Origin of the sequence: Paenarthrobacter sp. PAE-2, from assembly GCF_026013155.1 — a bacterium.
GTDB classification, from domain to species: domain Bacteria; phylum Actinomycetota; class Actinomycetes; order Actinomycetales; family Micrococcaceae; genus Arthrobacter; species Arthrobacter ureafaciens.
The window spans coordinates 19,466-43,437 of sequence record NZ_JAPDNV010000019.1 but is presented as its reverse complement, the minus strand read 5'-3'; the positions used below and the strand labels follow the sequence as shown (position 1 = coordinate 43,437).

Below are 23,972 nucleotides of genomic sequence, written 5' to 3'. Positions count from 1 at the left end.
TGGATTGTTGGCGTTTAGTTGGCGGCCAGGAGCGGGATGGTTTCTTCGGCGCGTTCCGGGCCCAGTGCTGAATAGCCGCCGTCCACGGCCCAATCTGCGCCCGTCACGAAACTGGCTTGGTCGCTCGCCAGGAAAGCGACGACGTCACCCACTTCGCGTGGCCGGCCCACTCTTTTGAGGGCGTGGAAAGGCGCGGCAACAGCGTCCGTCTTGTCGAGGTTCCCGTTGCTGAGGGAATCCATGATGTTGCTCCATACCCAGCCGGGGCTTACCGAGTTGACCCGGATGTTGTCCGGAGCGAAGTCTACGGCCATGCTGCGGGTGACCTGGACCAGTGCAGCTTTGCTTGCGGGGTAGAGCCAGCGGCCGGACTGGGCAACGGAACTGGAAATGGAGGTGAAGTTGATGATCACACCGTGTCCGGACTTTGCCAGATGCGGCCTGGCAGCGTTGGCGGCCATTACTGCGCTGACCAGGTTGACGTTGAGGGCCTCGAGCCAGTCCGCCCGGCCGGAGCCTGCGCCTTCGTCCTTGTAGGTGCAGGCCAGGTTCACCAGGATGTCCAGGCCGCCGTGGCGGGCCACTGTCTCCTCGATCAACTCGTTGAGGGCGGAGTCGTCCGTAATATCCGTGTGGGAGTAGTGGATCCCTTCCCCGAGCGCCTTGGTGACCGTACCGCCGTCGGGGTCAATGTCGGCTACCACCACAGTGGCTCCTGCGTCGCGCAACGCAGTGACAACGCCTTGGCCCACCCTGGTTGCTCCGCCCGTGACCACTGCGGTCCTGCCTTCGAGTCCTGACATGGCCAAACCCTCTCCTTTGTGGATTCTGCTGATGAGCGAATGTGGCGTGCTTCATATTCGCTGTGAAGTGACTCTAGGTAGCCGCCGGCCTCCGGGAATATCCACTTGGCGGGGACGTCATCCGGAATGCGCAACGGAGGCGGAATCAATCGCCGGGGTACTGTTCGTCGTCTTCCTCGAGCCACCCAACCCAAGGAGCGGACGTCACCGTTGCCCCCGGCGTGCGCAGCTGCTTTTCCCAGGCCTCAAAGTGCCGCTCCCACTCATGGCGGCGGTCGTGAACCAGCTTGATGTTCTTCACGGAGTTTTCACCTCCTTCAACGCTGTTGCAGAAATATGACGTGCGTCATACTTGGTCTAAGAGTGACTTTAGGCAGCTGCTCAGGTTCGGAATATCCGCCAGGCGTAAGGATCATCCGGAAAGCGAAATGCCGTACCCAGACCCTAGGTAGGTGCCATGTGGTGAGGATCCTTCCCCGCGACGTCTTGCGTGGGCGGCCGACGACTGCCACCAGGGATGTTGACGAGGCGCACGCGAAAATAGCCGAGCTGTTCTGCGGCCATGAACTTGCGCCCCGTGCCAGCAAGGCTGCCGTTGACATGAAGCTGCGCTCGCTGCACCGCGGGGATTTAGGTATCGAGTTCCTGGATTACGGGGCCGATGTGCGGATTGAGCCGGAGGGCCTGCAGGATTTCCATCTGGTCCAGATCCCATTGGCGGGCCACGCCTCCATGCAGGTGGGGTCAGACAGTGTCGAATCAACCCCGCGTATGGCTTCCGTTCCGCCTGTTGACCGTCCCTTCAGTATGTCGTGGGACGCGGGCAGCCCGCACCTGATTGTGTACGTTCGCCGGACTGCGCTTGAACGGGTGGCCACATCGCTCAACGGTGGCCTGGAGCCCAAAGGCGGGCTCGGCTACGGCATGGACCTCACAACCGCAGCCGGCAGGGCGTTCCTGAGGTCCGTCGTCGAACTTCATGATGACCTGATCAGCAAGCCGCAAGCGGCGACGCCTGCGTTCGTGCAGGGATTGCTGGCGGACAGCATGATGTCGCGGCTGCTGATGGCCATGGAAGCTCCCGAGCCCGGGAGGCGGGATGTGGAAACGGAGAGCCGCTTGGTCAGGGAGTGCCGCGAGCTGTTGGCGCGGCATGCCTTCGAGGAACTGACAGTGCCGGACATCGCGGAGTGCCTTGGCGTGTCGGTGCGCACGCTGCAGACGGCGCTCCGGGCGGAATGCGGTGCTACGCCGTCGGAGTTGTTGCGGTCGATCCGCCTGGACCGTGCCCGAGAAATGCTCTTGGAAGCCGATCCGAGGGAGCAGACGGTGACCGCAGTGGCCGAGTTGTGCGGGTTTACCCACCAAGGGCGGTTCTCGGCGCTGTACCTGCAGACATTCGGTGAATTGCCGTCGGAGAGCCTGCGCCGCTAGCCCAACTGACTGGCATTAGGGGTTGCTCTGAGCCCTCAGAACAACCCCTACTGCCAGTCAGATCGAGGAGGCGCTAGGCCTCCAGCACGTACGTCTTCAGATCGTCCAAGGTCTGCTGCATGTGCTCGTCCATGGCAAGCCGGGCGTCGTTGGCGTTGCGGGACTCCAAGGCCGTGGTGATGCTTCGGTGGTGCTTGATGGCGTGTTCCTGGATCTCGGGAACCGCTGAAGTCTGCGTGCGGCGGGCCTCGAGCACGCGATGCAACGGCTCGAACAATACGGCTACGAACACGTTGCCGGAGGCGTGCAGGATGACGTCGTGGAAGGCGAGGTCGGCCTCGACGAACGCTGCAACATCGTTGATCTCATGGGCGGACTGCATCTGCTCCACGTGATCCTTGAGGACCGCGAGGTCCTCGTCTGAAATGCGGCCGGCGGCGAGCTCACAGGCGCCGGTCTCCAGCATGCGCCGGAGTTCGATGAGCTGGATGGCGGCCGCCGCATCCTTGGTACCTTCGGACGCCGCGCGCAGTACGGCCTCGAGCGAAGTCCACTGATTCAGGGGGTTCACGAACGTTCCCCGGCCGCGCTCAACACTCAGGATCTTCTGGGCTTCAAGGGTTTTCATGGCTTCGCGGACCGTCATGCGGCTCACCTCGTGGCGCGCGCTGAGCTCCAGCTCGCCCGGGACCACCGTGCCGGGCGGAAACTCGCCGGCGACGATCCTGTCCAGCAGCTCATCAGCAACGACGCCGACCAGCGACTTGCGTGCCATGGGTCCCCCTTTCCTTGCTTCCGATCTCCCATCCCGCGGTTCCCCCTTTGGCGGGATGGTTGTCAGACATCTTACGCTGGCAGTGGCCGGCTTGTTTTCCAAAACTCCATCAGCGTCACAGCGCAATCCTCCGGCTGTTCCCAGTGGACGCTGTGCCCCGCGTTCTCCACCGCCTTGAGCTGCCTGCCCGGAGCGGCCGCTGCAAAGTCGGCCATCTGGTCGATGGAACGCACGCGGTCGCCCACTCCGGCGATGACCAGCAGGGGCGCCTGGACGCGCCCGGGTATTGAAGGCCCGACGCCGGTCATGGCCGCCAATGCGCTCGGGGCAAGAACCCGGAAGGGCAGGTCAAAGCCTTTGCTGAGCTTCTCTTCATCCTCCGCCGGGAGTTCCCCGTACCAAGCCCTCATGCACTTCCCGACGAACCCCTCATCGAAGTGTCCCTGCTCCACCTGCGCCCGGATCAGGTTGCGGAAACCGGCGTTGGGCGGCGCGGGCACCATTCCCACGAGCGTCAGCGTAGCCACGAGGTCCGGCCGTCCTGCGGCCAACGTCAGGGCGACGCTGCCTCCCATGGAGTGACCCACCAGGTGGACGGGACCGGAAGTCATTCGCCCGATCGTGGCTCCGACTGACGCTGCAGCCGTCTCCAGGGTCCACTCAAAGTCCTGCGGAAGTTCCTGGCCGGCGTGGTAACCGGGGAGGTCCAGGATCCACACGGTCTGACCACGCTCCACAAGCTTTGAGGCCAAGGGCTCCCAGTAAGCCGATCCGGATGCCCAGCCATGGATCAGGACTGCGGGGGGCTGGTTGTTCGGGGCCTCGGAGGGCTCGCGAACGTCAACAAAGCAGGGCGGGACCCCGATGTCAGCCATGGTCCCTAGCCTAGCCAGCGTGATCGCCTTGCGCGGTAAGGAGCGCTGTGTCACACTGGCATTGAAATGTTAGATGTCTGACATCTTACATTCACAATGATTGCCGCTTAGATTTCCCACGATGGAGTGTTCCGTGATCCCTGAAGCCGAAGTCCTGGCCGCCTTCCCGGCGGAAGTTCAGATCCCTGCGCAGCTGGTGGCCGACGCCGTTGCAGCGTCCTCGGCGAACAGCCCCCGCATCCTGGTTGTCCTGGACGACGACCCCACGGGTACCCAGTCCGTTGCCGACCTCGCGGTGCTGACCCGCTGGGACGTGGAAGATTTCACGTGGGCCTTCGATCACATCCGCCGGAACCAGACCAAGCCCGCCGTCTACGTCCTGACGAATACCCGCAGCTTGGACCCGGCCGAGGCGGCGGCGCGCAACGAGGAAATCGTCCGCAACGCCCTTGCCGCAGCTGCCGGCGACGTGACGCTCGGCTTCGTGAGCCGCAGCGACTCCACCCTTCGCGGCCACTACCCGCTGGAGCCTGACGTCATCGCCGCAACCGTGGCTGCAGAAACGGGCGGTGCCACGGACGGCGTCGTGATTGTTCCTGCCTTCCCTGACGCCGGCCGCGTCACCATCGGCGGCGTGCACTACATGCGCGGCTCCGGGGACGACGCTGGCGCACTCACCCCGGTTGCTGGGACCGAATTCGCCAAGGACGCCACGTTCGGGTTCTCGAATTCCCGGATGGCCAAGTATGTGGAGGAGAAGTCACAGGGACGCTTCCCCGCCGAGGACGTGATTGTCCTGGACCTGAACATCATCCGCGCCGGTGCCTCGGCACAGGATCCCGCCATCTCAGCCAAGGCGATCGCCGACGCCATCGAGCCGGCTACCGACTCCACCCCGATTGTGGCGGACATCGTCACCGAGAATGACTTCCGTGCGCTGGCCCTCGGCCTGGAAGAAGCGGAACGCCGCGGCAAGAAGCTCCTTTACCGCGTTGGCCCGCCGTTCGTCCGTGGCCGCATCGGCCAGGAGATCCGCGAGGCGCTCACTGGAGAAGAGGCTTACGCCGGCAACACACCCTCCACCGCCGGGGGCCTGATTGTGGTCGGCTCACACGTTGGCGTGACCACCCGCCAACTCAACGTCCTCACCAGCGAACACAGCAGCGCCAGCATCATTGAGATCGATGTGGAAAAACTCGTTGCCGAAACCAAAACAGCAGCGGAAGCTGAGCAGTACATCGCAACAGTGGTCAGCGACGTCGTCGATGCCCTCCGGGAAGGCGACGTCATCGTCCACACCAGCCGCCTGCTCATCAAGACCGACGATCCCGCAGCGAGCCTGAAGATCGCCCGCACGGTTTCTGCCGCCGTCGTATCGGTCGTGAACCGGACCCTGAAGACCTTCCCGCCGCGCTTCGTCATCGCAAAGGGCGGTATCACTTCCTCCGACGTTGCAGCGCACGGCCTGGAAATCCGCCACGCGATTGTCCGGGGGCCGATGCTTCCCGGAATCGTCTCCCTCTGGGAACCCGTGGACGGCCCCGCGAAGGGCATCCCGTACATCGTCTTCGCCGGCAACGTGGGCGACGACCAGTCACTGGCCCACGTCACCCGCAAACTCAGCAGCACTTTCTAGAAACACCTTCAACGGAGAACATCATGACCAGCAACTACACCGTTACCGTCCTCGGCCTGGGCGCCATGGGCCTGCCGATGGCAACCCGCCTTGCATCCGAGCTGACCGTCCACGGCTTCGACATCGCCGAAGCCCGCCTGGATCTCGCCGCCGCGGCAGGCATCAAGACCTTCAGCACTGCCCGCGAAGCCTCCGAAGGCGCGGACGCCCTGCTCCTGGCGGTCCGCAACGGCGAGCAGCTGAACGACGTCCTGTTCGGTGAGAACGGCGTGGCTCCCGTCCTGAAGCCGGGCGCCGTCGTGATCCTCGGCAGCACCGTGGGCACCGAGGCCATTCCGGCAACGGTGGCCAAGCTTGCCGAATACGGTGTGTCCCTTGTTGACGCCCCGCTGTCCGGTGGCCCGAAGCGCGCCGGGGAAGGCGACCTCCTGATCGTCGTCGGCGCTGAGCCCGAGGCACTCGGGAAGGCCCGTCCTGCCCTTGAGCTCCTTGCCTCCACCCTCAGCATCGTTGGCGACAAGCCCGGTGACGGCCAGGCCCTCAAGACCGTCAACCAGCTCCTGTGCGGCGTCCACATTGCCGCAGCTGCCGAGGCCATGGCCCTCGCCGACGCGCTTGGCCTTGACCAGGCCAAGACCCTCGCCGCGCTCGAAGCCGGCGCTGCGGGATCCTTCATGCTCTCCAACCGCGGCCCCCGCATCCTGGAGGCCTACACTGAAGAAGGCGCCGAAGTCCTCAGCCGCCTGGACATCTTCGTCAAGGACATGGGAATCGTCGGCAAGGCGACCCGCGCCGCCGGCCTGGCTGCTCCCGTCGCAGCCGCCGCCGAACAGCTCTACCTCCTCGGCCAGGCCCAGGGCCTCGCCGCTGCCGACGACTCCGCCGTCATCAAGGTTGTGGCACCCGCCAAGCGCACCGCCTAAGCGGTGCTGCTTCAGCGCTACCGCCAGCCGCAGCGTCCGCATGGGCGCTTCAGCACCTCAGTAAAGCCCGCGACGACGGCGGTCCCCCCTCCGCCGTCGTCGCCACCTTTCGCCGGTCCCCGGACCGGTATGTCATAGGAGACATTTCCCCAATGAACCCCCTCATTAACTCCTTGATGGTTCGCGCGGCCGACGCGCCCGCCATCAAACCCGCAGTGGAGCTGGGTACTCCGCTGCTGCTGACCATCGCCGCTGCAGGCATCGCACTGCTGCTGGTGCTGATCATCCGCTTCAAGATCCAGGCATTCGTCGCACTCCTGGCCGTCAGCATCCTTGTAGGGGTCGCTGCGCAGATCCCGCTGAAGGACATCTTCACGGTGGTGACCACGGGTGTGGGCAGCACCATGGGCAAGGTTGCGCTGCTGATCGCCCTCGGTGCCATCCTTGGCCGCATGATCGAGGTCTCCGGCGGCGTGCAGTCACTTGCCACGCACTTCACGGAGAAGCTTGGCGCCAAGCGGGTAGCCATCGCGCTGACCGCGGTCGGCTTCCTTGTTGCCATTCCCGTGTTCTTCGAAGTGGGCGTCATCGTCCTCGTCCCGATCGTCTACGCCTTCGCCAAGATCGCGAACGTGCACCCGATCAAGTTCGGCCTGCCCATGGCCGGCATCATGCTGTCCATCCATGTGGCCGTCCCGCCGCACCCGGGCATCGTTGCCGGCGCCGGCGTCTTCGGCGCCGACATCGGACTCATCACGCTTATTTCGCTCATCATCTGCGTTCCGCTCGGCTTCCTGTCCTACTGGGTTGCCAGCATCATGAACCGCAAGGAGTACGAGCTGCTCCCCGGCGTCAAAGCCCAGGTGGAGGAGTTCGGCTCGGCTGAGACCCTGGTTCACGTAGGCCACGACGGTCCCGGCGCCCGCGCCATCGCTCCTCCGCGTCCCGGCCTGATCATGTTCCTGATCGCCGCCCCCATCGTCCAGATCCTCCTTGGCACCGTCGGCACGCTGACCATCCCCAAGGACAACTACTGGTACGGAGTGGCGTCGTTCATCGGCAATCCGTTCTTCGCCCTGCTGGTTGCCGTTGCTTTGTCCTTCTTCCTGCTGGCGGTCCGCCGCCATTGGTCCCTGAGGGAAACAGGAGAGATCTTCGAAGGCGCACTTCCTCCCATCGCATCCATCCTCATGGTTGTTGCAGCCGGTGGCGTGTTCGGCGAAGTCCTCCGCACGTCCGGCATCGGTGCCGCGCTGTCCCACACCCTGGACAGCCTTGGCCTGCCGGTGATCGTGCTCGGCTTCATCATCTCCCTCGCCCTCCGCGCCGCGCAGGGCTCGGCAACCGTCGCAATCGTCACGACGACGGGCCTGCTCACCTCCGCGGTCATGGAAGGCGGCTACTCGCCGGCCCAGATCGCCGTGATCGTGATCGCCATCGGGTTCGGTTCGCTCGGCTTGTCCCACGTTACGGACGCTGGCTTCTGGACCGTGGTCCGCTACTACGGCCTCACCGTGTCCGACGGACTCAAGACCTGGACCGTCCTCACCACCATCCTGGGCCTGGCCGGCTTCGCCCTGACGTACGTGGCGTGGATCCTCGTGGGCGGGCTGGGCCACTGATGCGTGCCCAACTCGACCAGCTGGTCAACTCTGCCCTGGCCGCCGGATCCGCTGTTCCCGCTTTCACGTGCTACGACTTCACCACCGCCATGGCCGTGGTTTCGGCGGCCGAGGAAGCACGGTCAGGCGTGATCCTGCTGGTAGCCCCGAAAACCGCGGCAACGCCTAACGGACTGCGACTCATCACAGCCTTGCGGGGCCTGGCAGACAATGCCGGTGTTCCGGTCTCCGTGCAGTTGGACCATGCCTCCGAGCTGCAGGTCATCCGTGACTCCGTGAATGCCGGTGCGGACGCCGTCCTGGCCGATGGTTCGTCCCTGGCCTACGAGGACAACATCGCCCTGGTTCGCGAAGTCCGTGCCATGCTCGACGCCGACGGCCAAGCCGACATCGTCATTGAAGCGGAGCTGGGCGGCTTGGCGGGGGACGAGGACCGGGCGTTCGGCGCCTCGGGTGAAGCCCACGACGCCGGCCCTTCCGACGCGGGTTTGACGGATCCGGAGCAGGTGAGCGACTTCGTCGGGCGAACCGGCGCGCAGTTGCTGGCAGTTGCGGTGGGTAATGTGCACGGAAAGTACACGGGCGAGCCCAACATCCGCTGGGATGTCCTGCAGGACGTCGCCGCCCGGACCGATGTTCCGTTGGTGCTCCATGGCGCGTCCGGCATTCCAGCCAGTGAGCTCTCCAAAGCGTCCGCCATGCAGGTGGGCAAGGTGAACTTCAACACCGAGCTCCGCACCGGGATCCTCGCCACGCTCGAGGCTGAGACCGCGGCGCACCGTGCGGACGGCGAGAACCTGCAAGGCTTGCTGGCGCGTTGGAACGGCTCCGCATGGTCGTTCGCCGGCGCCACGCTGGCAATGCTGAACGCCTGACGGCAAGCGCGCCAACAGTCCTCAAACGGGGACGAGGGGAGGCTAGGATCAACTCATGATCCTGGCCTCCCTGATTTTTGCCCTGGTAGCAGCGTTGTTGCACGTCTACATCTTCACCATGGAGTCCATCACCTGGACCAAGCCGGCCACGTGGAAACGCTTCAGCCTCACATCGCAGGCGGACGCCGAAATCACCAAACCGCTCGCGTACAACCAGGGCTTCTACAACCTGTTCCTCGCAATCGGGGCTTTGGCAGGCATTGTTGCCATCTGGGCCGGGGCTCCGCAGGTTGGCTGGACCCTCGTGTTCAGCTCGTGCGGATCCATGCTGCTGGCGGCCCTTGTCCTCGCGGCCAGCGGGCGGAAGTACCTCCGCGCCGCGGTGCTTCAAGGCACAACCCCGCTGCTCGCCGTCGTGCTGGGGATTGTGGCACTCCTGCTGCCGTAGAGAAGTCCTTGCCGCTAGGAAGCGGGCGGACCATCCTGGGCTGCGGCTTGGTCCATCCAAAAGACTTCCCAGTGGTGGCCGTCGAGGTCCCGGAAAGCGCGGCTGTACATGAACCCGAGGTCCTGGGCGTCGTAGGTTTCCGTACCGCCCGCTTCCAATGCTTTGGTGGCAAGCGCATCCACAGCTTCACGGGTGTCGGCCGAGAGCGCAACGATGGCCGCCGTCGAGTTGTGAGTGTCGGCGATGGGTTGCTTGGTGAACTGGGAGAACTTGTCGTGCGTCAGGAGCATGGTGTAGATCGTGTCGCTGAAAACCACGCAGGCTGCGGTTTCATCCGTGAAGTTCGGGTTGATGGTGTATCCGAGTGCGGTGTAGAAGGCCTTGGACGCCTCGAGGTCGCTGACAGGCAGGTTCACAAAGATGGAAGTTGTCATGGCTTTGATCCTGCCGGTTGCAGGTGGCTCCGTCCAGACTTGGTCCACGTTTTGTGGACAAGGATCATGAGCCGTCCCTCCACAACGGCAGCCCCAGGACTCTGGTCCCACCAACCGCTCGGGCGGACAATGGTGTAGCACCAGAAAGCGTGCATCCTAGGGAGAGCCATGGAAAGGGCAAGGCAGAGTCAACCGGCGCAGCGCGACCCGGCAATCGACCTTGTGCGCTTTGTCTGCTTGCTCTTGGTGGTAGTGGCCCATTGCATGATGGTCAGTCCGGTACTGCACCAGGATGGAACAGTCACCACTGAGAACACTCTCATGGAGCAAGCGTGGTTCACGCCGGTGGTGTGGCTACTGATGATTGTTCCTCTGTTCTTCGTCCTGGGCGGCGTCACGGGACTGCAGTCATGGCGGCGCTTGAAAGCGCGGGGTGGCACAGGCTTCGACTTTGCACAGCTCCGGCTCCTGCGGTTGGTCCGGCCCGCCATGGCTTTGCTCGCCCTGATGTGGGCGGGGCTGTGGGCGGCGCTACTGCTGGGCGTCCATCCGCAAGTGATCCAGCTGATGACTACAGGCGCCGCAATGCCGCTCTGGTTCCTTGCGGCGTTCCTGACCGCGCAGCTCAGCATCCCGCTGCTGGCCCGTCTGCATGATCGGCACCCGCTGGCGACCTTCGGGGTGCTCGTTGCCCTGATCATCGCCGTCGATTCCTTGAGGGGCGCCATCCCCTTGCTGGCCTTCACCAACCTGATTTTCGTCTGGTGCGCGGTGCAGCAACTGGGTTTCTTCGTGGTGGACGGCTATTTTGAGCATCGCAGCCGTCCGTGGTTGCTCGGGATGGCGGTCTTCAGCAACCTCCTGCTCGGGCTTGTCACCGGGGTGGGCCTCTACCCAGGCAACATGGTGGTGAACATCAACCCGCCCAACCTGTGCCTGCTGCTCCTGGGCGTATCCCAGGCGGCAACGCTTCAGCTGCTCCGGCCCGGAGTGCGCTGGCTCGGCTCCGTCCGCTGGGTGCGGCGGGTCATTGCTGTTGCCGGGCGCCGTTCCATGACGGTCTACCTCTGGCATCTTCCCCTCCTTGTGGGCATGTCCGCGCTCCTGTTGCTGACCGACTTCCCAAAGCCTTCAGCCGGCACTGCCGAATGGTGGTGGGCACGGATCCCCGTCTTCTGCGCGGTCGTGGGCCTCCTGCTACCTACCGTCGTGCTTCTTGGACGCCTCGAGGACCGTCCGACGGCGGCCAGCCACGCCCGGGGCCCCTCCAGAATCGCAGTGGTAACTGCCGCCGTCGTAGTTTTTGTTCCCGTCGCTGACGCCGCCTTCAACGGCCTGACGCTGGCGCTGCTGGGTGGCGGAGCTGCCTGCTTCGCGCTCGCGGTCCTGCTGCTTGGCAGGGTCCCGACGCCGGTGCTGCCGCCGGCTTCGGTGGAAGCTTCCGGCGAGCGGAACCACCAACTCTCCGCATTGCCAGAGCAAGGTTTACGTGCCAATCTCGAATCATGACCGAGCAAACCGACTCCTTGGCAGACTCGTTCCGCGCTGGCGTGACCACAGTGCGCAACGACCAATTCCACCGCTACGAGCTGCGTGTCGACGGTGAACTGGCAGTGATTGCCCAGTTCATCAACCGGCCCGGTCACATCGATTTCACGCACACGGAGACCAAACCCCAGTTCAAGGGCCAAGGGCTGGCCAAGGTTCTGGCGCACTTTGCGCTGGACGACGTGGTGGCCTCCGGAAAGCGCATCATTCCCCACTGCCCGTATATCGCTGCCTACCTGCAGAAGCACGAGGGTTACGAGCTGGACGTCGACTGGCCGGCGGAGAAGCCGGTGGGGGAACCGGACAACGAGTAGGCCCTAACCCAACCGCCCGTGACGTCGGCGGGGCTTTAGGGAAGAACCGCGGCTGGCAGGGCGATAGGCCACCTCCGGGCGCGCTGGACCGGACATCCATCCCGTAGGCGCTCCGTTGAGCGAAACGATCGCGTCGTGTTCGTCGGCGATAATTTCGCCGCGGCACGTAGCTTGCACCTGCATCGCACTGATCAGGCTGCCTCCGTGGAGGTGGTCCGCATCAGTGACCCTGTACGAGAAAGTCCTCATCATGGTCTGGCCCGGCTCCAGGCTTGGTACCTCCAGCTCCTCGGATCCGGGGTTGGAGGTGTAGTTGAGCGAGTCCATGCCCTCGTTGGTGAAAGATCGCGGAATGAGGCGCACTTGCCTGAGGTGGCTGCGTGAGTCGTTGGTGACCCATGCGGTGAAGATGACCGTATCGCCCGGGACGGCGTGCGCCCTGTCAGCCCTGTAAAGGAGCGCCACCCGGCCTGCATGCTTCTTGCGGATCAAGGCTCCGGAACGCCGTCCGGGCAGGCCTCTCGCAACCTTTTCCGGCCGTCCCGGCGTGCCTTGATTCAGGGCGCGGACGAGCTTCAGCGTGTGGCGGTTACCGCGGAGATCCATTGATCCTCGATCCACTGGGGGGCGTGATATTCCCCTTAGTGGGCCTTAGAGGCGAATCGTGACGCAGATGACGCGAGTGCATTATCCGGTTACGCATCTGGTTTCAAGTAGCCCGCAATCTGATGTAACACTATTGTTTGTGGATCAAGTATCGGAGGTCGGGGCCAACGGTGGTGCCCCGACCTTGGCGTTGGATGATTACACCGACCCCCAGGCGATCGCCCTGGTGCGGGAAGGCAGCCAGGAAGCCTTCGATGTCCTGTACCGACGCCACTTGAACGCAGCCCTCTATGTCGCGCGGACGCAGGCTGACAATTTCAGCGATGCGGACGACGTCGTGGCAGAGGCCTTCGCTTCCATTTACCAGTCGCTGACTGAGGGCAAAGGCCCCAAAGAGTACTTCCGCTCCTATCTGCTCACCGTCGTTCGGCGCACAGCCCACGACCGGAACCGCAAGTCGCGCCGAGTGCCGGTTGCGGGTGACAACGGCGTTCTGGACTCCGTCGTTATAGATGAAGACCGCATCATCAACGAATTCGAGTCAGCAGTCATGGCCAAGGCGTTCAGGTCATTGCCCGAGCGCTGGCAGGCAGTCCTGTGGCACGTTGACATTGAAGGCTTGAAACCGGCGGCTGCGGCTCCTTTCATCGGGTTGAGCCCGAACGGCGTGTCGTCCCTTGCCCTCAGGGCGCGGGAGGGCCTGCGGCAGGCGTACCTTCAGTTCCACATCGGCGGGTCACCCGACGACGGGTGCGCAGAGTTCTCCAGCCAGTTGGGGAAGTATGCGCGGAACGCCCTGAAGCGCACTACCCGCGAAAAGGTGGACGCGCACTTGGCCGGCTGTGCCAAATGCACCGCCTTGCTCGTGGAACTCAACGACATTCAAAGCGGCATGCGCACGCTCCTGTTCCCGCTGCTCACGGGTGTTGCCTTCACTCCCGACGTCGTGGCGGCCTACTTGTCGGGGACAGCACCCCTTCCCGGAGGGGCGTCCATCGCAGCGGCTTCCAGTGATGCCCGGAGGTCCGGGAGCCCGGGAAAGATCACCGCCGCAGTGGTGGCGGGAGCCCTCGCTATTGCCGGGCTGGCTGCTGCGCTGGTCCCCACCGGTTCCGAGACGACGGCCGCGCCTGACTCCGCGACAGAAGCACCGCCTGCGGTCGTCGAGCCTTCCGCAACGCCTTCCGGCCGCGCCGAACCGCCGGCTGCCAGCCCGACGTCGGACCCTCCTGCGGCGGTCCCGACGGAACCCGCGGCGTCCCCGGCTCCGCGACCCGCCGTCGTCGTGGTCCCGATTGCATCCGCTGCTCCAAGGGCGGCATCGGTTGTGGACTCACCGGTTGTTCTTTCGACGTCGAGGCCCGCACCATCGAACGCAGCCTCCGTCCCGCCTGCCCGAACCGTTGACGCGACTTTCACCGCGGTTCGCGGTTCCAATCCCACGGAAAGGGAACTGAACCTCGTGTTCTCGTTGATGGACAACGGGGCTGCGGAATCCGCCGAGGCAATCTTCAGCCTGCCGGACCAAGCCACGTTTGTTGCCGGCAAGACCACCAGCCCCGCGGGGTGGACATGTTCCAGCGCGGCGGAAAGCAGCCGTCAGGTCCGGTGCACAACTCCTGCTCTTGATCCTCACGGCCTGGATTTCAAACTTGTGGTCGCAATGCCGGTAGCCGCGGACCGGGGCACCCTGCATTACCAGTTCGGCGGCCAGGGCATCGTCACAAAGACATTCAGCAACGCCTTTCATTAGCCAGCGCCTCGCGAATCCAGCCGCCAGGCATGTCATCACCTCGTGGGTTGGCTGAATTAACTAAAAAACTTCGAAATTCGCGACACGAAAGCTGTCTTGCGCCCACAGACAAGTGGTGAGCCGACTGTCGGTCTCTACTGCTGAAGTATGCCGCAGCTTTCGGCGACACGAGTCTCCCGAAACCGGCGCCTGTTAGGTGGTGTGCAACCACCGCGGTGCCGGAGCCGTGAAGTCCGCTCCGACCCAGCGGAGAGGACTTCTCATGGCCGGGAGAAGTAAGCGAGCCCATGAGACATTCCTTACCCATGAAGCTGCTGGCGAGTGTGCTCGCCACAGCTGTCTTTTCGATGGGGCTGGGTGGTGCATTAGCGTCATCGGCCTTGGCAACAACCCCGGGGGCGCCGGGTGTCGCACAATCCGGCACCGTTGTCTTCAACGAGGACTTCGAAAATGGGACGGATGACACCGCGCTTGGAGCCCAGTCCTATTCCGCTTCCGGATCAACCGCATACACCGGGGCCTCAGGACAGACGTACACGGGGTCGCCTCAATGGATCAACGGGATTCGATGCAACGGCGTCATCCTGAGCCATGACAACACCACCACACCCGCCTGGGCCGTCTCCGGAAGCGCCGGTACAGCCACGAACAACCGTTGTGCCGATTCCAGCGGTGTTCGCAGCTACCAGTTCCTGCGCATGCTGGCGCTGGCCATGGGCCAGGAATTCACGCCCGGCTCGCCCTCCACAAACCATGTAAACAGCTCGTACACCGAGTGCCGGTCCACCAGCACATCGGGTGGCACGTGCGATACCCTCCCCACGGGTCCCACCGACGGCCTCATGTTCAAAACAGCGGCGCCTATCGCAGTGACTCCCGGTCACTACTACACGTTCGGTGTGGATACGGCGTACATGAACTGTGGTTTGCCGGCGGGGGAACCCTCCTATCAATTCGCACGGAGCGATGCACTCGGAAACGTGACGCCAATCGGTGCTCCCCTCAACGGCTGCCAATCGACTACGGATCCCAACGTCACCTCATCCGAGCAACAAGTAACCAGCAACGTCGGCGGCATCTTCGGCACTGTGAACAAGTTGGTCCGCATTAATTCCATGACCTCCGACGTTGCCTTCCAGGCGACCACCGAGTCTCTGGGCCTGGAGATGTGGAACACGAATGGAACCACCGACGGCAACGACGGCGCCTTTGACAACGTGCGCTTGGTTGATGTCACGCCGCAGTTGGATAAGTCCTTTACCCCGGGCCTGATCGGTCCGGGCGGGACATCAACCCTCACCCTGACAGTCACCAACACCGATGAACTCAACGCCAAGAGCGACTGGACCATCACGGACACACTCCCTGCCGGCGTCGTCGTGGCCGATGTGCCGAACCTCGGCGGGACATGTGTCCAGGCGTTGGGAACCGACCCGTTCGTGAAGACAGCCAATCCCGGCGGCAACGTCATAACGGTGACCGGCGGAGATCTGGCCTCCCGAATGGTGTCCTGCACTATCACCGTGGATGTCACCGCCACAGCCGAAGGCACGTACGTCAACGGTCCTGCCAGCATCGCGACCAACCTGAACCCGCCGGCGGACGCCAGTCTGGTGGTCCGCGCTCCCCGCCTGGCACTGAGCAAAGCACTGGGCGCTGAACGAACGGCAGCCGCCGACCAGTTCACGGTTGAAATCCGTGAGGGCTCCGCCACGGGAACGGTGGTCAGTAACACAGCTAACTCAACCACCACCGGCTCGGGCGCTGCCGTCTCGGCTGGTACCGGGGTTACGGGTCAGTATGTGGCCAACGCCGGTAGCACGTACTATCTCACCGAGTCGGGCCCCAACCTGTCGGGATACGCCAAGGCCATTAGTTGCACGGATGCCAACGGTTTGCAGACAGGCCTGCCTCACCGGGCAGCCTTCGGTGGTTCGTTGGAGTTGGTTCCGGTGGCCGGCGCGGATATCAGGTGTGTGCTGACCAACACAGCCGTTCAGGCCCCTCAGTTGACGTTTACCAAGATGGCCAATGCATCGGGAATACAGTCCCCAGCGCAGATTGGTGACGTGATTACCTACACGTTCACGGCCGCGAACAACGGTAACGTCGCGCTATCGGGCGTAGTCATTGACGACCCCCTGGAGGGCCTTTCGCCGTTGGTTTACACCTGGCCTGGAACTCCTGGAATGCTGCTTCCGGGTGAGACTGTCACGGCGATGGCAACGTATGCGATCACGCAGGCCGACGTCGACGCCGGTCACGTTGCCAACTCAGCGGTAGCTACTGGTAATCCTCCTACCGGGCCCCCGTTAACGACGCCGCCGTCGGGTACGGATACTCCCTTGACCAAGGCTCCGGCGATGCAGTTCAGCAAGATGGCGGATACTTCGGCGATCCACAACCCGGCCGTTGTTGGTGACGTCATCACGTACACGTTCACCGCAAGGAACATGGGCAACGTGAAGCTGACTAACGTGTCGATCGACGATCCCCTGGCGGGTCTTTCGCCGTTGGTTTACAGCTGGCCGGGAACTCCCGGTGAGCTGTTGCCGGGCGAGTCGGTCACGGCAAAGGCAACGTACCCAATCACGCAAGCGGATATTGACGCGGGCCACGTGGTCAACTCGGCCACGATCACCGGTACTCCGCCGGCAGGTCCCGCTGTGACGCCGCCTCCTGGTACAACGGACACTCCGTTGACCCCGGCGCCGGGGTTGCAATTTACGAAGACGGCTGATTCGAGCAGCGTTCAGGATCCGGCCAAGGTCGGTGACGTCATCACGTACTCGTTTGCGGCGAAGAACACCGGCAACGTGAAGCTGACTGATGTGACGATCGATGATCCGATGGCTGGGTTGTCCCCGTTGGTTTTCAGCTGGCCGGGCAACCCGGGGGAGTTGTTCCCGGGCGAGTCGGTCACGGCGAAGGCCACATACGCGATCACCCAAGCGGACATCGACGCTGGCCACGTGGTCAACTCGGCCACGATCACTGGTGCTCCGCCCGCAGGTCCTCCGGTGGCGCCTCCTCCGGGAGTAACGGATACCCCGTTGACCTCTGCCCCGGCGATGGAATTCAGCAAGACAACCACGGCCGCAGCATCTGATGGACCGTCCCGCGTGGGCGATCACATCGTCTACCGGTTCACGGCCAAGAACAACGGCAACGTGAAGCTGACCAAAGTGTCGATCGATGACCAGATGGAAGGATTGTCGGCTCTGACCTACGTCTGGCCGGGCACCCCGGGGGAGTTGCTCCCGGGCGAGTCGGTCACGGCAGAGGCAACGTACACGGTCACGCAGGGGGATATCGATGCCGGTCACGTCGCCAACCTGGCGACCACCACGGGAACGCCACCTACGGGTCCCGTAGTTGCACCGCCACCTGCCGGCACCGACACTCCGTTGTCTCCGGACGCGGGTTTTGCGTTCTTCAAGACCGCTGACGGTTCCGCCATCGGAGATCCCGCGAAGGTCGGTGACATTATCACCTTCAACTTCACGGCGAAGAACACCGGCAACGTTGTCCTGACGGACGTCGCCATCAGGGACGCGATGCCCGGTTTGTCCGCGCTGGATCACCGCTGGCCTGGAGCTCCCGGCGTGCTGAACCCGGGTGAGACGGTCACTGCCAAGGCGACTTATGCGATCACCCAGGCGGACATTAATGCCGGCCAAGTGTTCAATACGGCCACGGCGTCGGCAGGTTCGACAACGGGAAGTCTGGTGTCAACACCGCCGGCAAACGTTGTGATCAACTTCCCGACGACAGAGGCGACGGGTCCGGACCGAGCTGAAGAACCGCTGGCCTTCACAGGTGTTGTCCTCACCGTGCTACCCATCAGTGTTCTGATAGTTGGCGCTGGCCTGGTCCTGTTCCTTGTGGGACGCCGTAAGAAGCAGGCAGCACGTCCATGAAGAAGTCAGTCGCGTGCATGACAGCGCTACTCATGTCAGCAGTGCTTGCCGGCTGTTCGTCGTCTGGAAGCGGCGGCCAGTCGCCGTCGAACACTACAACGCAAGCGGCCACTACTGGTGAGGCAAAGCCGGCGAACCCGGGCACCGGGATCATCGAAGCCGCCAAGATGACCTCCTGTGATACCGCCACCGGCAAAGTGACAGCCAAGGGGATAGTGACTCCGCCGGACGGTATCAAGGGCACCGTCAAGGTCTCGGTGAGTTGGGTGGACCCGGCAACCTCGGCAGTACTGGCACGCGGCGAGCGATTGTTCAAGGGTGCTAAGCCAGGAAAGGCTTTGGATTGGTCGGTTGAAGCTGAAATCACCAAGCCAGGGACAGAGGCCAAGTGCGTCCTCGGAGCCAGCGTGCTGTAGCGCGTTGCTCAAAAGCGCAGGCTCTTGCAGTGGGGCCTGTGCAGCGCTGGAAGCGGCTGCCTGGATCACCATCCGGGCAGCCGCTTTTCTTGCGCTCCGGCCCCTTGAGGGCGATATTGTGCCGCGAAATTTCCGTTAACGAAAGTCAATGACGGGCTATCCCTCAGGGACCCATACTTCCGAAAGCAATTAGGTCACAAGAGTTTGACGTTAAGGTAAACCTAAGTAAGGTTTGCCTATGCTAAATAATGCAACGGAAGGAAGCTGACGTGACGTCACCAACTGTCGAGGAGCGGATAGCTCAGGAGCAGGATTTCGGCTCCAAAGTGGAGCTGGCTCTCGCTGCCACCAACCAGCTGTTCAATGCGCGAAATTCGCCCAATTATGTCGCGCAGGTTCTCCAGGGCGTCAACGCTGTTTCCACAAAAGTGCAGAGAACCGCCCGGCCGTTTACCGGCGTCGCACCTTCAGCACTGAAGGCGAAAGTTGAAGCCGTGGACCTGAACCGTCCCCTGCCGGATACGGCTGCAGCCCTCGACGAGCTCGACGATCTATACCTCAAGGACGCCATCTACTTCCACGACGCCCGTTACGCGGCCCACCTGAATTGCCCTGTGGTGATTCCGGCACTTGTGGGCGAAGCGGTCCTTTCCGCCGTGAACTCGTCCATGGATACCTGGGACCAGAGTGCCGGGGCCACCATGATCGAACGCCGCCTCATCGATTGGACTGCTGCGCGGATTGGTTTTTCCGCAGAAGCCGACGGCGTCTTTACCTCCGGTGGAAGCCAGTCCAATTTCCAGGCGCTGTTGATCGCGCGCAACCATGCGGTGGCCAAGCTCCGTGCGACCAGCCCCGAAGTGCGCCTGCCGCACCTGCTGGATCGCCTCCGTATCTTCACTTCCGCGGACAGTCACTTCAGCATCCAGAAGTCGGCTTCCATGCTCGGCCTGGGGTTCGACGCGGTGATCGCGGTTCCCACCTCCGAAGACCACCGTATGGATCCAGCTGCGCTGGCGGCAGCCCTGGCGGAAGCGCACGACGCCGGGCTGGTGCCCATGGCGGTTGTGGCCACTGCGGGGACCACCGACTTCGGTTCGGTGGATCCGCTTGCCGAGGTGTCGGCGCTCGTCCGGGCCTACGATTCGTGGCTCCACGTCGACGCAGCCTACGGCGGAGGATTGCTGGTCTCCGGCAGGTACCGGCATCTTCTTGACGGCATACACTTGGCCGACTCCGTTACCGTCGATTTCCACAAAACGTTCTTCCAGCCGGTCAGTTCCAGTGCCGTACTGGTCCGCCACGGTTCAATGCTCGGTCATGTCACTTACTACGCCGACTACCTGAACCCGGAGAGCGCCGCCAAAGCTGAAATCCCCAACCAGGTGGACAAGAGCATTCAAACCACCCGCCGCTTCGATGCGTTGAAGCTTTGGCTGACACTCCGGATCATGGGGGCGGACGCTATCGGCGTGCTGTTCGACGAGGCGATCGAGCTCGCTGGCCGCGTGGGCACACTGCTGGCTGAGGACGCAGAATTCGAACTGGCTGCCGCGCCGCAGCTCAGCACCCTGGTGTTCCGCTTCCGCCCGTCCGTGGATGGAGTCGCCCTGAGCGACGATGCCGCGGACATCCTCAATCCGGCCATCCGCGCAGCAATCTTCGCGTCGGGTGAAGCCGTAGTGGCCGGCACCAAGGTGGCAGGGCGTCACTACCTCAAATTCACCCTGCTCAATGCTGAAGCATCCCTGGGGGATATCCAGGAAATCATCGAACTCATCCGCCGGACGGGCGCCGGCCTGCTCGCAAACACTACGGAGGCCGCTGCATGAGCACCCCGGACAAAGGCAGGATCTACGACGTCGCGGGAATCGGCGTCGGGCCCTTCAACCTGGGTCTGGCCGCGCTGAGTGAGCCCGTGGCGGACCTGGACTGCGTGTTCCTTGAGCGTCGGGACTCGTTCGACTGGCATCCAGGCATGATGCTCGAGCCTGCACACCTGCAGGTCCCCTTCATGGCCGACCTCGTAACTTTGGCCGATCCGACGTCGCCGTATTCATTCCTGAACTTCCTGAAGCAGACCGGACGCCTGTACCGCTTCTATATCAGGGAGAACTTTTACCCGCTCCGCGCCGAGTACAACCAGTACTGCCAGTGGGTAGCCGGCCAGCTCGATTCCGTCCGTTTTAGCACGGATGTGCTGGACGTGGCCTACGACGACGGCGTGTACCGGCTCTCGGTGGAGGGCCCGGATGGCGCTGAGGTGCTTCGCGCCCGGCGGCTGGTCCTCGGCACGGGTACCTCGCCGTACATTCCTGCGTCCTGTGCAGGGATAGTCGACGGCGGGGGACTCGTCCTCCACAACGCCGAGTACCTGTCGAGGAAGAGTGAGCTGCAATCCAAACGGAGCATTACGATCGTGGGAAGCGGCCAGAGCGCGGCGGAGCTCTACTACGAGCTGCTCCAGGAGATCGACGTCCACGGGTATCAGTTGAACTGGGTGACCCGCTCCGGCCGCTTCTTCCCCTTGGAGTACACCAAGCTCACGCTCGAAATGACATCGCCGGAGTACGTGGATTATTTCCACTCGCTCCCGTCCGAGCAGCGGGATTCCCTCATTAATAACCAGAAGAACCTCTACAAGGGCATCAACTCGGATCTGATCGACGATATCTATGACCTCCTGTACACCAAGAGCCTCTCCGGGATCGTCGATACCCAGCTGCATACGCATTCTTCATTGACAGCTGCGGAATGGGATTCGGCCAAGGGGACCCACACCCTCCAGCTCCGCCACGAGGAACACGGACGCGACTACCAGCTGGAGTCCGAGGCCGTGGTGCTGGCCACCGGTTATGCCTACAGGGAACCGGCATTCCTGGCGGGCATCAAAGACCGCATCCGCCGTGACCACAAGGGGCGGTTCGACGTCGACCGTAACTACGGGACCGGCGTCGAACCCGGCGAAATCTTTGTACAGAACGCGGAACTCCACACCCACGGCTTCGTTACCCCGGACCTCGGCATGGCCGCGTACCGCAATTCCTGCATCCTGCGTGAAATCACGGGCCGGGAGATCTACCCCATCGAGCGCAGCATCGCTTTCCAGCAGTTTGGCGCACCTGCCGCAGTTCGGGCTGAAACCGTAGGAGCACCTGTATGAGATTCACCTTCCGTCCCGTCGATCCTGTAGCCGATGCACCCGTCCTCCACAACTGGGTCAGCCAGGAATACGCGAGGTTCTGGGGCATGGTCGGGTGCACGGAACAGGATGTTGTCAACGAGTACTCAGGCATCGCCGCCTCCGGCCATCACCAGGCCTTCCTGGGGCTCGACGGCGGTCTCCCCGCCTTCTTGATGGAACGGTACCTTCCGGAAGCGTCGCCGTTGGCGGATGTCTACGAAGTACAGCCCGGGGACGTGGGAATGCATCTGCTGGTGGCGCCGCCTAGCGGGAGCCCCCGACCTGGCTTCACCACCTCCGTCATGCAAGCCGTGATGGCGGAACTGTTCGATGATCCCGCAACCCGGCGGGTCGTCGTCGAGCCTGATGCCCGGAACCACAAGATCCATGTCCTCAACCAGAAGGTGGGCTTCCGCCCGCACGGCGTGGTGACTCTTCCCGCCGTGGACCCTGCTGAGGACCACAAGCAGGGGCTCCTTAGCTTCTGTACCCGCGAGGACTTCCTCGCCACCCTGACCCCGATTCTGGCCGCGCGCGCCGCGGTGACCGGAGGAGAAACCCAGTGACAAGCACAGCCGAGGCCGAAACAGGACAGTCGCCCGTAGCCCACCTGACGCCGGAGCGTTGGGCCATTGCCAACAGGCACCTGGTCCGCAAAGCGCTCGCAGAGTTCTCGCATGAACGCATCCTTGTTCCCGAACTCATCCGCGAAGAGGGGGACGGAATTGGTCTCTACAAGGTGGTGAGTGATGACGGTTCCGTGGAGTACCGCTTCCGCGCCCGGGTCTTGGAACTGGAGCACTGGTCGGTGCTCCCGGATTCCATTTCCCGGCTCCGGGATGGCGGGGAGCTGCCGTTGGATGCCTTGGATTTCATTGCCGAGTTCCACGAAGCCCTCGGCATCAGGATGGAAATGCTGCCTGTCTATTTGGAAGAGATCAGCAGCACCCTGGCCGGCCATGCGTACAAGCAGGGCAAACCCTTCGGTTCCGTTGAACTTGCCACGGGCGTGACGGGTGGCACCGATGTTGCTGCCGACTTCCAGGCAATCGAGCACAGCATGACCGAGGGCCACCCGTGCTTCGTTGCCAACAACGGGCGACTGGGTTTCGGTATTGAGGATTACCACGCTTTTGCACCCGAGACCGGAGCTGCCGTCCGGCTGCAGTGGATAGCGGTCCATCGGTCCAAGGCTGTGTTCACTTCGAGTGCCGGTTTGGACTACAAGACGCACTTTGAAACGGAATTAGGGCCCACCACCTTGGCCTGGTTCAACGCCGAACTCTCCGCCTCCGGTCTGGATCCGGAAGAGTACCTCCTCATGCCCGTGCACCCTTGGCAGTGGGAAAACAAACTCACCGTTACGTTTGCAGCGGAAATCGCCCAGCGGCACATTGTGAACCTTGGCTACGGCGAGGATGCTTACCAGGCCCAGCAGTCCATCCGGACGTTCTTCAACACCACCTCACCGGAGAAGGCCTACGTGAAGACGGCGATGTCCGTGCTGAATATGGGCTTCATGCGGGGGTTGTCGCCGCAGTACATGAAGGCCACGCCGGCCATCAACGACTGGCTGCAGGAGCTGATCGACAATGACCAGGAGCTCCAGGACCGGGGCCTGGCCATGATCAAGGAAAGTGCGGCGATCGGTTACCACAACCACTATTACGAGGCTGCATCGGCCAAGGGGTCGCCGTACAGGAAGATGCTGTCTGCCCTGTGGAGGGAGAGTCCCCTGCTATTGCTTGAGGATGGCCAGCAGTTGGCAACCATGGCTTCCCTGCTGCATATCGATGCTTCCGGAACCTCGATGGTTTCGTCGCTGATTGGGCGCTCCGGGCTGGAGCCCACGCAATGGTTGCGCCGCTACTTCGATGCGTACCTCGTGCCGCTGGTGCACTGCCTCTACAACTACGAGCTCGCGTTCATGCCCCACGGTGAAAACGTCATCCTGATCCTTGAGGACGGCGTACCGGTGCGGGCGATCATGAAGGACATTGCAGAGGAAATCGTGGTCATGGGGGATCGGCTGGAACTGCCCGAGGAGGCTTCCCGGGTAAAGGCGGAGATCCCTGCTGAGGAAATGGTGTTGGCAATCTTCACGGACGTCTTCGACTGCATCTTCCGTTTCCTCTCGGCGATTCTTGTTGAGGACGGAACGATGCGCGAAGACGAGTTCTGGGGCACAGCAGCATCGGTGCTGCGGGAATACCAGGCCCGCCACCCCGAACTCGCCGATCAGTTCGCCAGGCACGACCTCTTCGCTCCGGACTTCGAGTTGTCCTGCCTCAACAGGCTGCAGTTGCGGAACAACCAGCACATGCTGGATATCTCCGATCCCTCCGGGGGCCTCCAAATGGCGGGACGTTTGGCCAACCCTCTGGCTAAGTTCGCCTGACGCTCGTT

General features: G+C 63.1%; 21 protein-coding genes. 15 read left to right on the top strand and 6 right to left on the bottom strand.

Annotated features, from left to right (window positions below; all coding sequences use genetic code 11):
* Positions 1–14 precede the first annotated feature (14 nt).
* Together OCL88_RS13025 and OCL88_RS13020 are read right to left on the bottom strand one after the other, a co-directional pair.
* Positions 15–803, bottom strand: coding sequence for an SDR family oxidoreductase (locus tag OCL88_RS13025; RefSeq protein WP_319951658.1), 789 nt, complete (start codon positions 801–803; stop codon positions 15–17).
* Between the two features lie 145 nt (positions 804–948).
* On the bottom strand, positions 949–1,104 hold the full coding sequence (locus tag OCL88_RS13020; protein WP_264962781.1) for a hypothetical protein: 156 nt from the start codon (positions 1,102–1,104) through the stop codon (positions 949–951).
* 161 nt (positions 1,105–1,265) lie between these two features.
* Here OCL88_RS13020 and OCL88_RS13015 point away from each other — a divergent pair, with 161 nt between their 5' ends.
* Positions 1,266–2,237, top strand: a complete 972-nt coding sequence (locus OCL88_RS13015; protein WP_264962780.1) for an AraC family transcriptional regulator — start codon at positions 1,266–1,268, stop codon at positions 2,235–2,237.
* Between the two features lie 73 nt (positions 2,238–2,310).
* Here OCL88_RS13015 and OCL88_RS13010 read toward each other — a convergent pair whose 3' ends face one another.
* Together OCL88_RS13010 and OCL88_RS13005 are read right to left on the bottom strand one after the other, a co-directional pair.
* A complete protein-coding gene (locus OCL88_RS13010; RefSeq protein WP_166184919.1) occupies positions 2,311–3,012 on the bottom strand; it encodes a FadR/GntR family transcriptional regulator in 702 nt (233 codons plus the stop codon).
* Positions 3,013–3,083: 71 nt separating this feature from the next.
* Positions 3,084–3,887 carry an alpha/beta fold hydrolase gene (locus OCL88_RS13005; protein ID WP_264962779.1) on the bottom strand — a complete coding sequence of 268 codons (804 nt, stop codon included), beginning with the start codon at positions 3,885–3,887 and terminating at the stop codon, positions 3,084–3,086.
* Between the two features lie 121 nt (positions 3,888–4,008).
* Here OCL88_RS13005 and OCL88_RS13000 point away from each other — a divergent pair, with 121 nt between their 5' ends.
* From OCL88_RS13000 to OCL88_RS12980, 5 genes are all read left to right on the top strand, one after another.
* Positions 4,009–5,523 carry a four-carbon acid sugar kinase family protein gene (locus tag OCL88_RS13000; protein WP_410868384.1) on the top strand — a complete coding sequence of 505 codons (1,515 nt, stop codon included), beginning with the start codon at positions 4,009–4,011 and terminating at the stop codon, positions 5,521–5,523.
* A 23-nt stretch (positions 5,524–5,546) separates the two neighbouring features.
* Positions 5,547–6,446, top strand: coding sequence for an NAD(P)-dependent oxidoreductase (locus OCL88_RS12995; RefSeq protein ID WP_021471278.1), 900 nt, complete (start codon positions 5,547–5,549; stop codon positions 6,444–6,446).
* A 152-nt stretch (positions 6,447–6,598) separates the two neighbouring features.
* Positions 6,599–8,068: a GntP family transporter gene (locus tag OCL88_RS12990; RefSeq protein ID WP_166184931.1), complete on the top strand. Its 1,470-nt coding sequence runs from the start codon at positions 6,599–6,601 to the stop codon at positions 8,066–8,068.
* Positions 8,068–8,943 (top strand): class II fructose-bisphosphate aldolase, encoded by an 876-nt coding sequence (locus OCL88_RS12985; protein WP_264962777.1) that lies wholly within the window; start codon positions 8,068–8,070, stop codon positions 8,941–8,943. Before OCL88_RS12990 ends, OCL88_RS12985 begins: the two co-directional genes overlap by 1 nt.
* 55 nt (positions 8,944–8,998) lie before the next feature.
* A complete protein-coding gene (locus OCL88_RS12980; protein WP_264962776.1) occupies positions 8,999–9,391 on the top strand; it encodes a DUF1304 domain-containing protein in 393 nt (130 codons plus the stop codon).
* 14 nt (positions 9,392–9,405) lie between these two features.
* Here the strand turns inward: OCL88_RS12980 and OCL88_RS12975 are convergent, their stop codons facing one another.
* The gene (locus OCL88_RS12975) at positions 9,406–9,825 is read right to left on the bottom strand and encodes a VOC family protein (protein ID WP_264962775.1); all 420 of its coding nucleotides are present in this window, start codon (positions 9,823–9,825) and stop codon (positions 9,406–9,408) included.
* A gap of 168 nt (positions 9,826–9,993) precedes the next feature.
* Here OCL88_RS12975 and OCL88_RS12970 point away from each other — a divergent pair, with 168 nt between their 5' ends.
* Positions 9,994–11,334, top strand: coding sequence for an acyltransferase family protein (locus OCL88_RS12970; RefSeq protein ID WP_264962774.1), 1,341 nt, complete (start codon positions 9,994–9,996; stop codon positions 11,332–11,334).
* Complete coding sequence (locus OCL88_RS12965; protein ID WP_021471272.1) at positions 11,331–11,687, top strand: GNAT family N-acetyltransferase; 357 nt, start codon at positions 11,331–11,333, stop codon at positions 11,685–11,687. The genes OCL88_RS12970 and OCL88_RS12965 overlap by 4 nt, the downstream gene beginning before the upstream one ends.
* Before the next feature lie 3 nt (positions 11,688–11,690).
* Here the strand turns inward: OCL88_RS12965 and OCL88_RS12960 are convergent, their stop codons facing one another.
* On the bottom strand, positions 11,691–12,293 hold the full coding sequence (locus OCL88_RS12960; RefSeq protein ID WP_264962773.1) for a hypothetical protein: 603 nt from the start codon (positions 12,291–12,293) through the stop codon (positions 11,691–11,693).
* A 139-nt stretch (positions 12,294–12,432) separates the two neighbouring features.
* Here OCL88_RS12960 and OCL88_RS12955 point away from each other — a divergent pair, with 139 nt between their 5' ends.
* The 7 genes from OCL88_RS12955 (at position 12,433) to OCL88_RS12925 (ending at position 23,964) form a co-directional block, all read left to right on the top strand.
* Positions 12,433–14,046, top strand: a complete 1,614-nt coding sequence (locus tag OCL88_RS12955) for a sigma-70 family RNA polymerase sigma factor (RefSeq protein ID WP_264962772.1) — start codon at positions 12,433–12,435, stop codon at positions 14,044–14,046.
* A 287-nt stretch (positions 14,047–14,333) separates the two neighbouring features.
* Positions 14,334–17,966 carry a DUF11 domain-containing protein gene (locus OCL88_RS12950; protein ID WP_264962771.1) on the top strand — a complete coding sequence of 1,211 codons (3,633 nt, stop codon included), beginning with the start codon at positions 14,334–14,336 and terminating at the stop codon, positions 17,964–17,966.
* 17 nt (positions 17,967–17,983) lie between these two features.
* Positions 17,984–18,382 carry a hypothetical protein gene (locus OCL88_RS12945; RefSeq protein ID WP_264962770.1) on the top strand — a complete coding sequence of 133 codons (399 nt, stop codon included), beginning with the start codon at positions 17,984–17,986 and terminating at the stop codon, positions 18,380–18,382.
* Between the two features lie 269 nt (positions 18,383–18,651).
* A complete protein-coding gene (locus tag OCL88_RS12940) occupies positions 18,652–20,214 on the top strand; it encodes an aspartate aminotransferase family protein (RefSeq protein WP_319951657.1) in 1,563 nt (520 codons plus the stop codon).
* Positions 20,211–21,545 carry a lysine N(6)-hydroxylase/L-ornithine N(5)-oxygenase family protein gene (locus OCL88_RS12935; protein ID WP_264962769.1) on the top strand — a complete coding sequence of 445 codons (1,335 nt, stop codon included), beginning with the start codon at positions 20,211–20,213 and terminating at the stop codon, positions 21,543–21,545. The genes OCL88_RS12940 and OCL88_RS12935 overlap by 4 nt, the downstream gene beginning before the upstream one ends.
* Positions 21,542–22,132, top strand: coding sequence for a GNAT family N-acetyltransferase (locus OCL88_RS12930; RefSeq protein ID WP_264962768.1), 591 nt, complete (start codon positions 21,542–21,544; stop codon positions 22,130–22,132). Before OCL88_RS12935 ends, OCL88_RS12930 begins: the two co-directional genes overlap by 4 nt.
* The gene (locus OCL88_RS12925; protein WP_264962767.1) at positions 22,129–23,964 is read left to right on the top strand and encodes an IucA/IucC family protein; all 1,836 of its coding nucleotides are present in this window, start codon (positions 22,129–22,131) and stop codon (positions 23,962–23,964) included. Before OCL88_RS12930 ends, OCL88_RS12925 begins: the two co-directional genes overlap by 4 nt.
* The last annotated feature ends 8 nt before the right edge of the window (positions 23,965–23,972 follow it).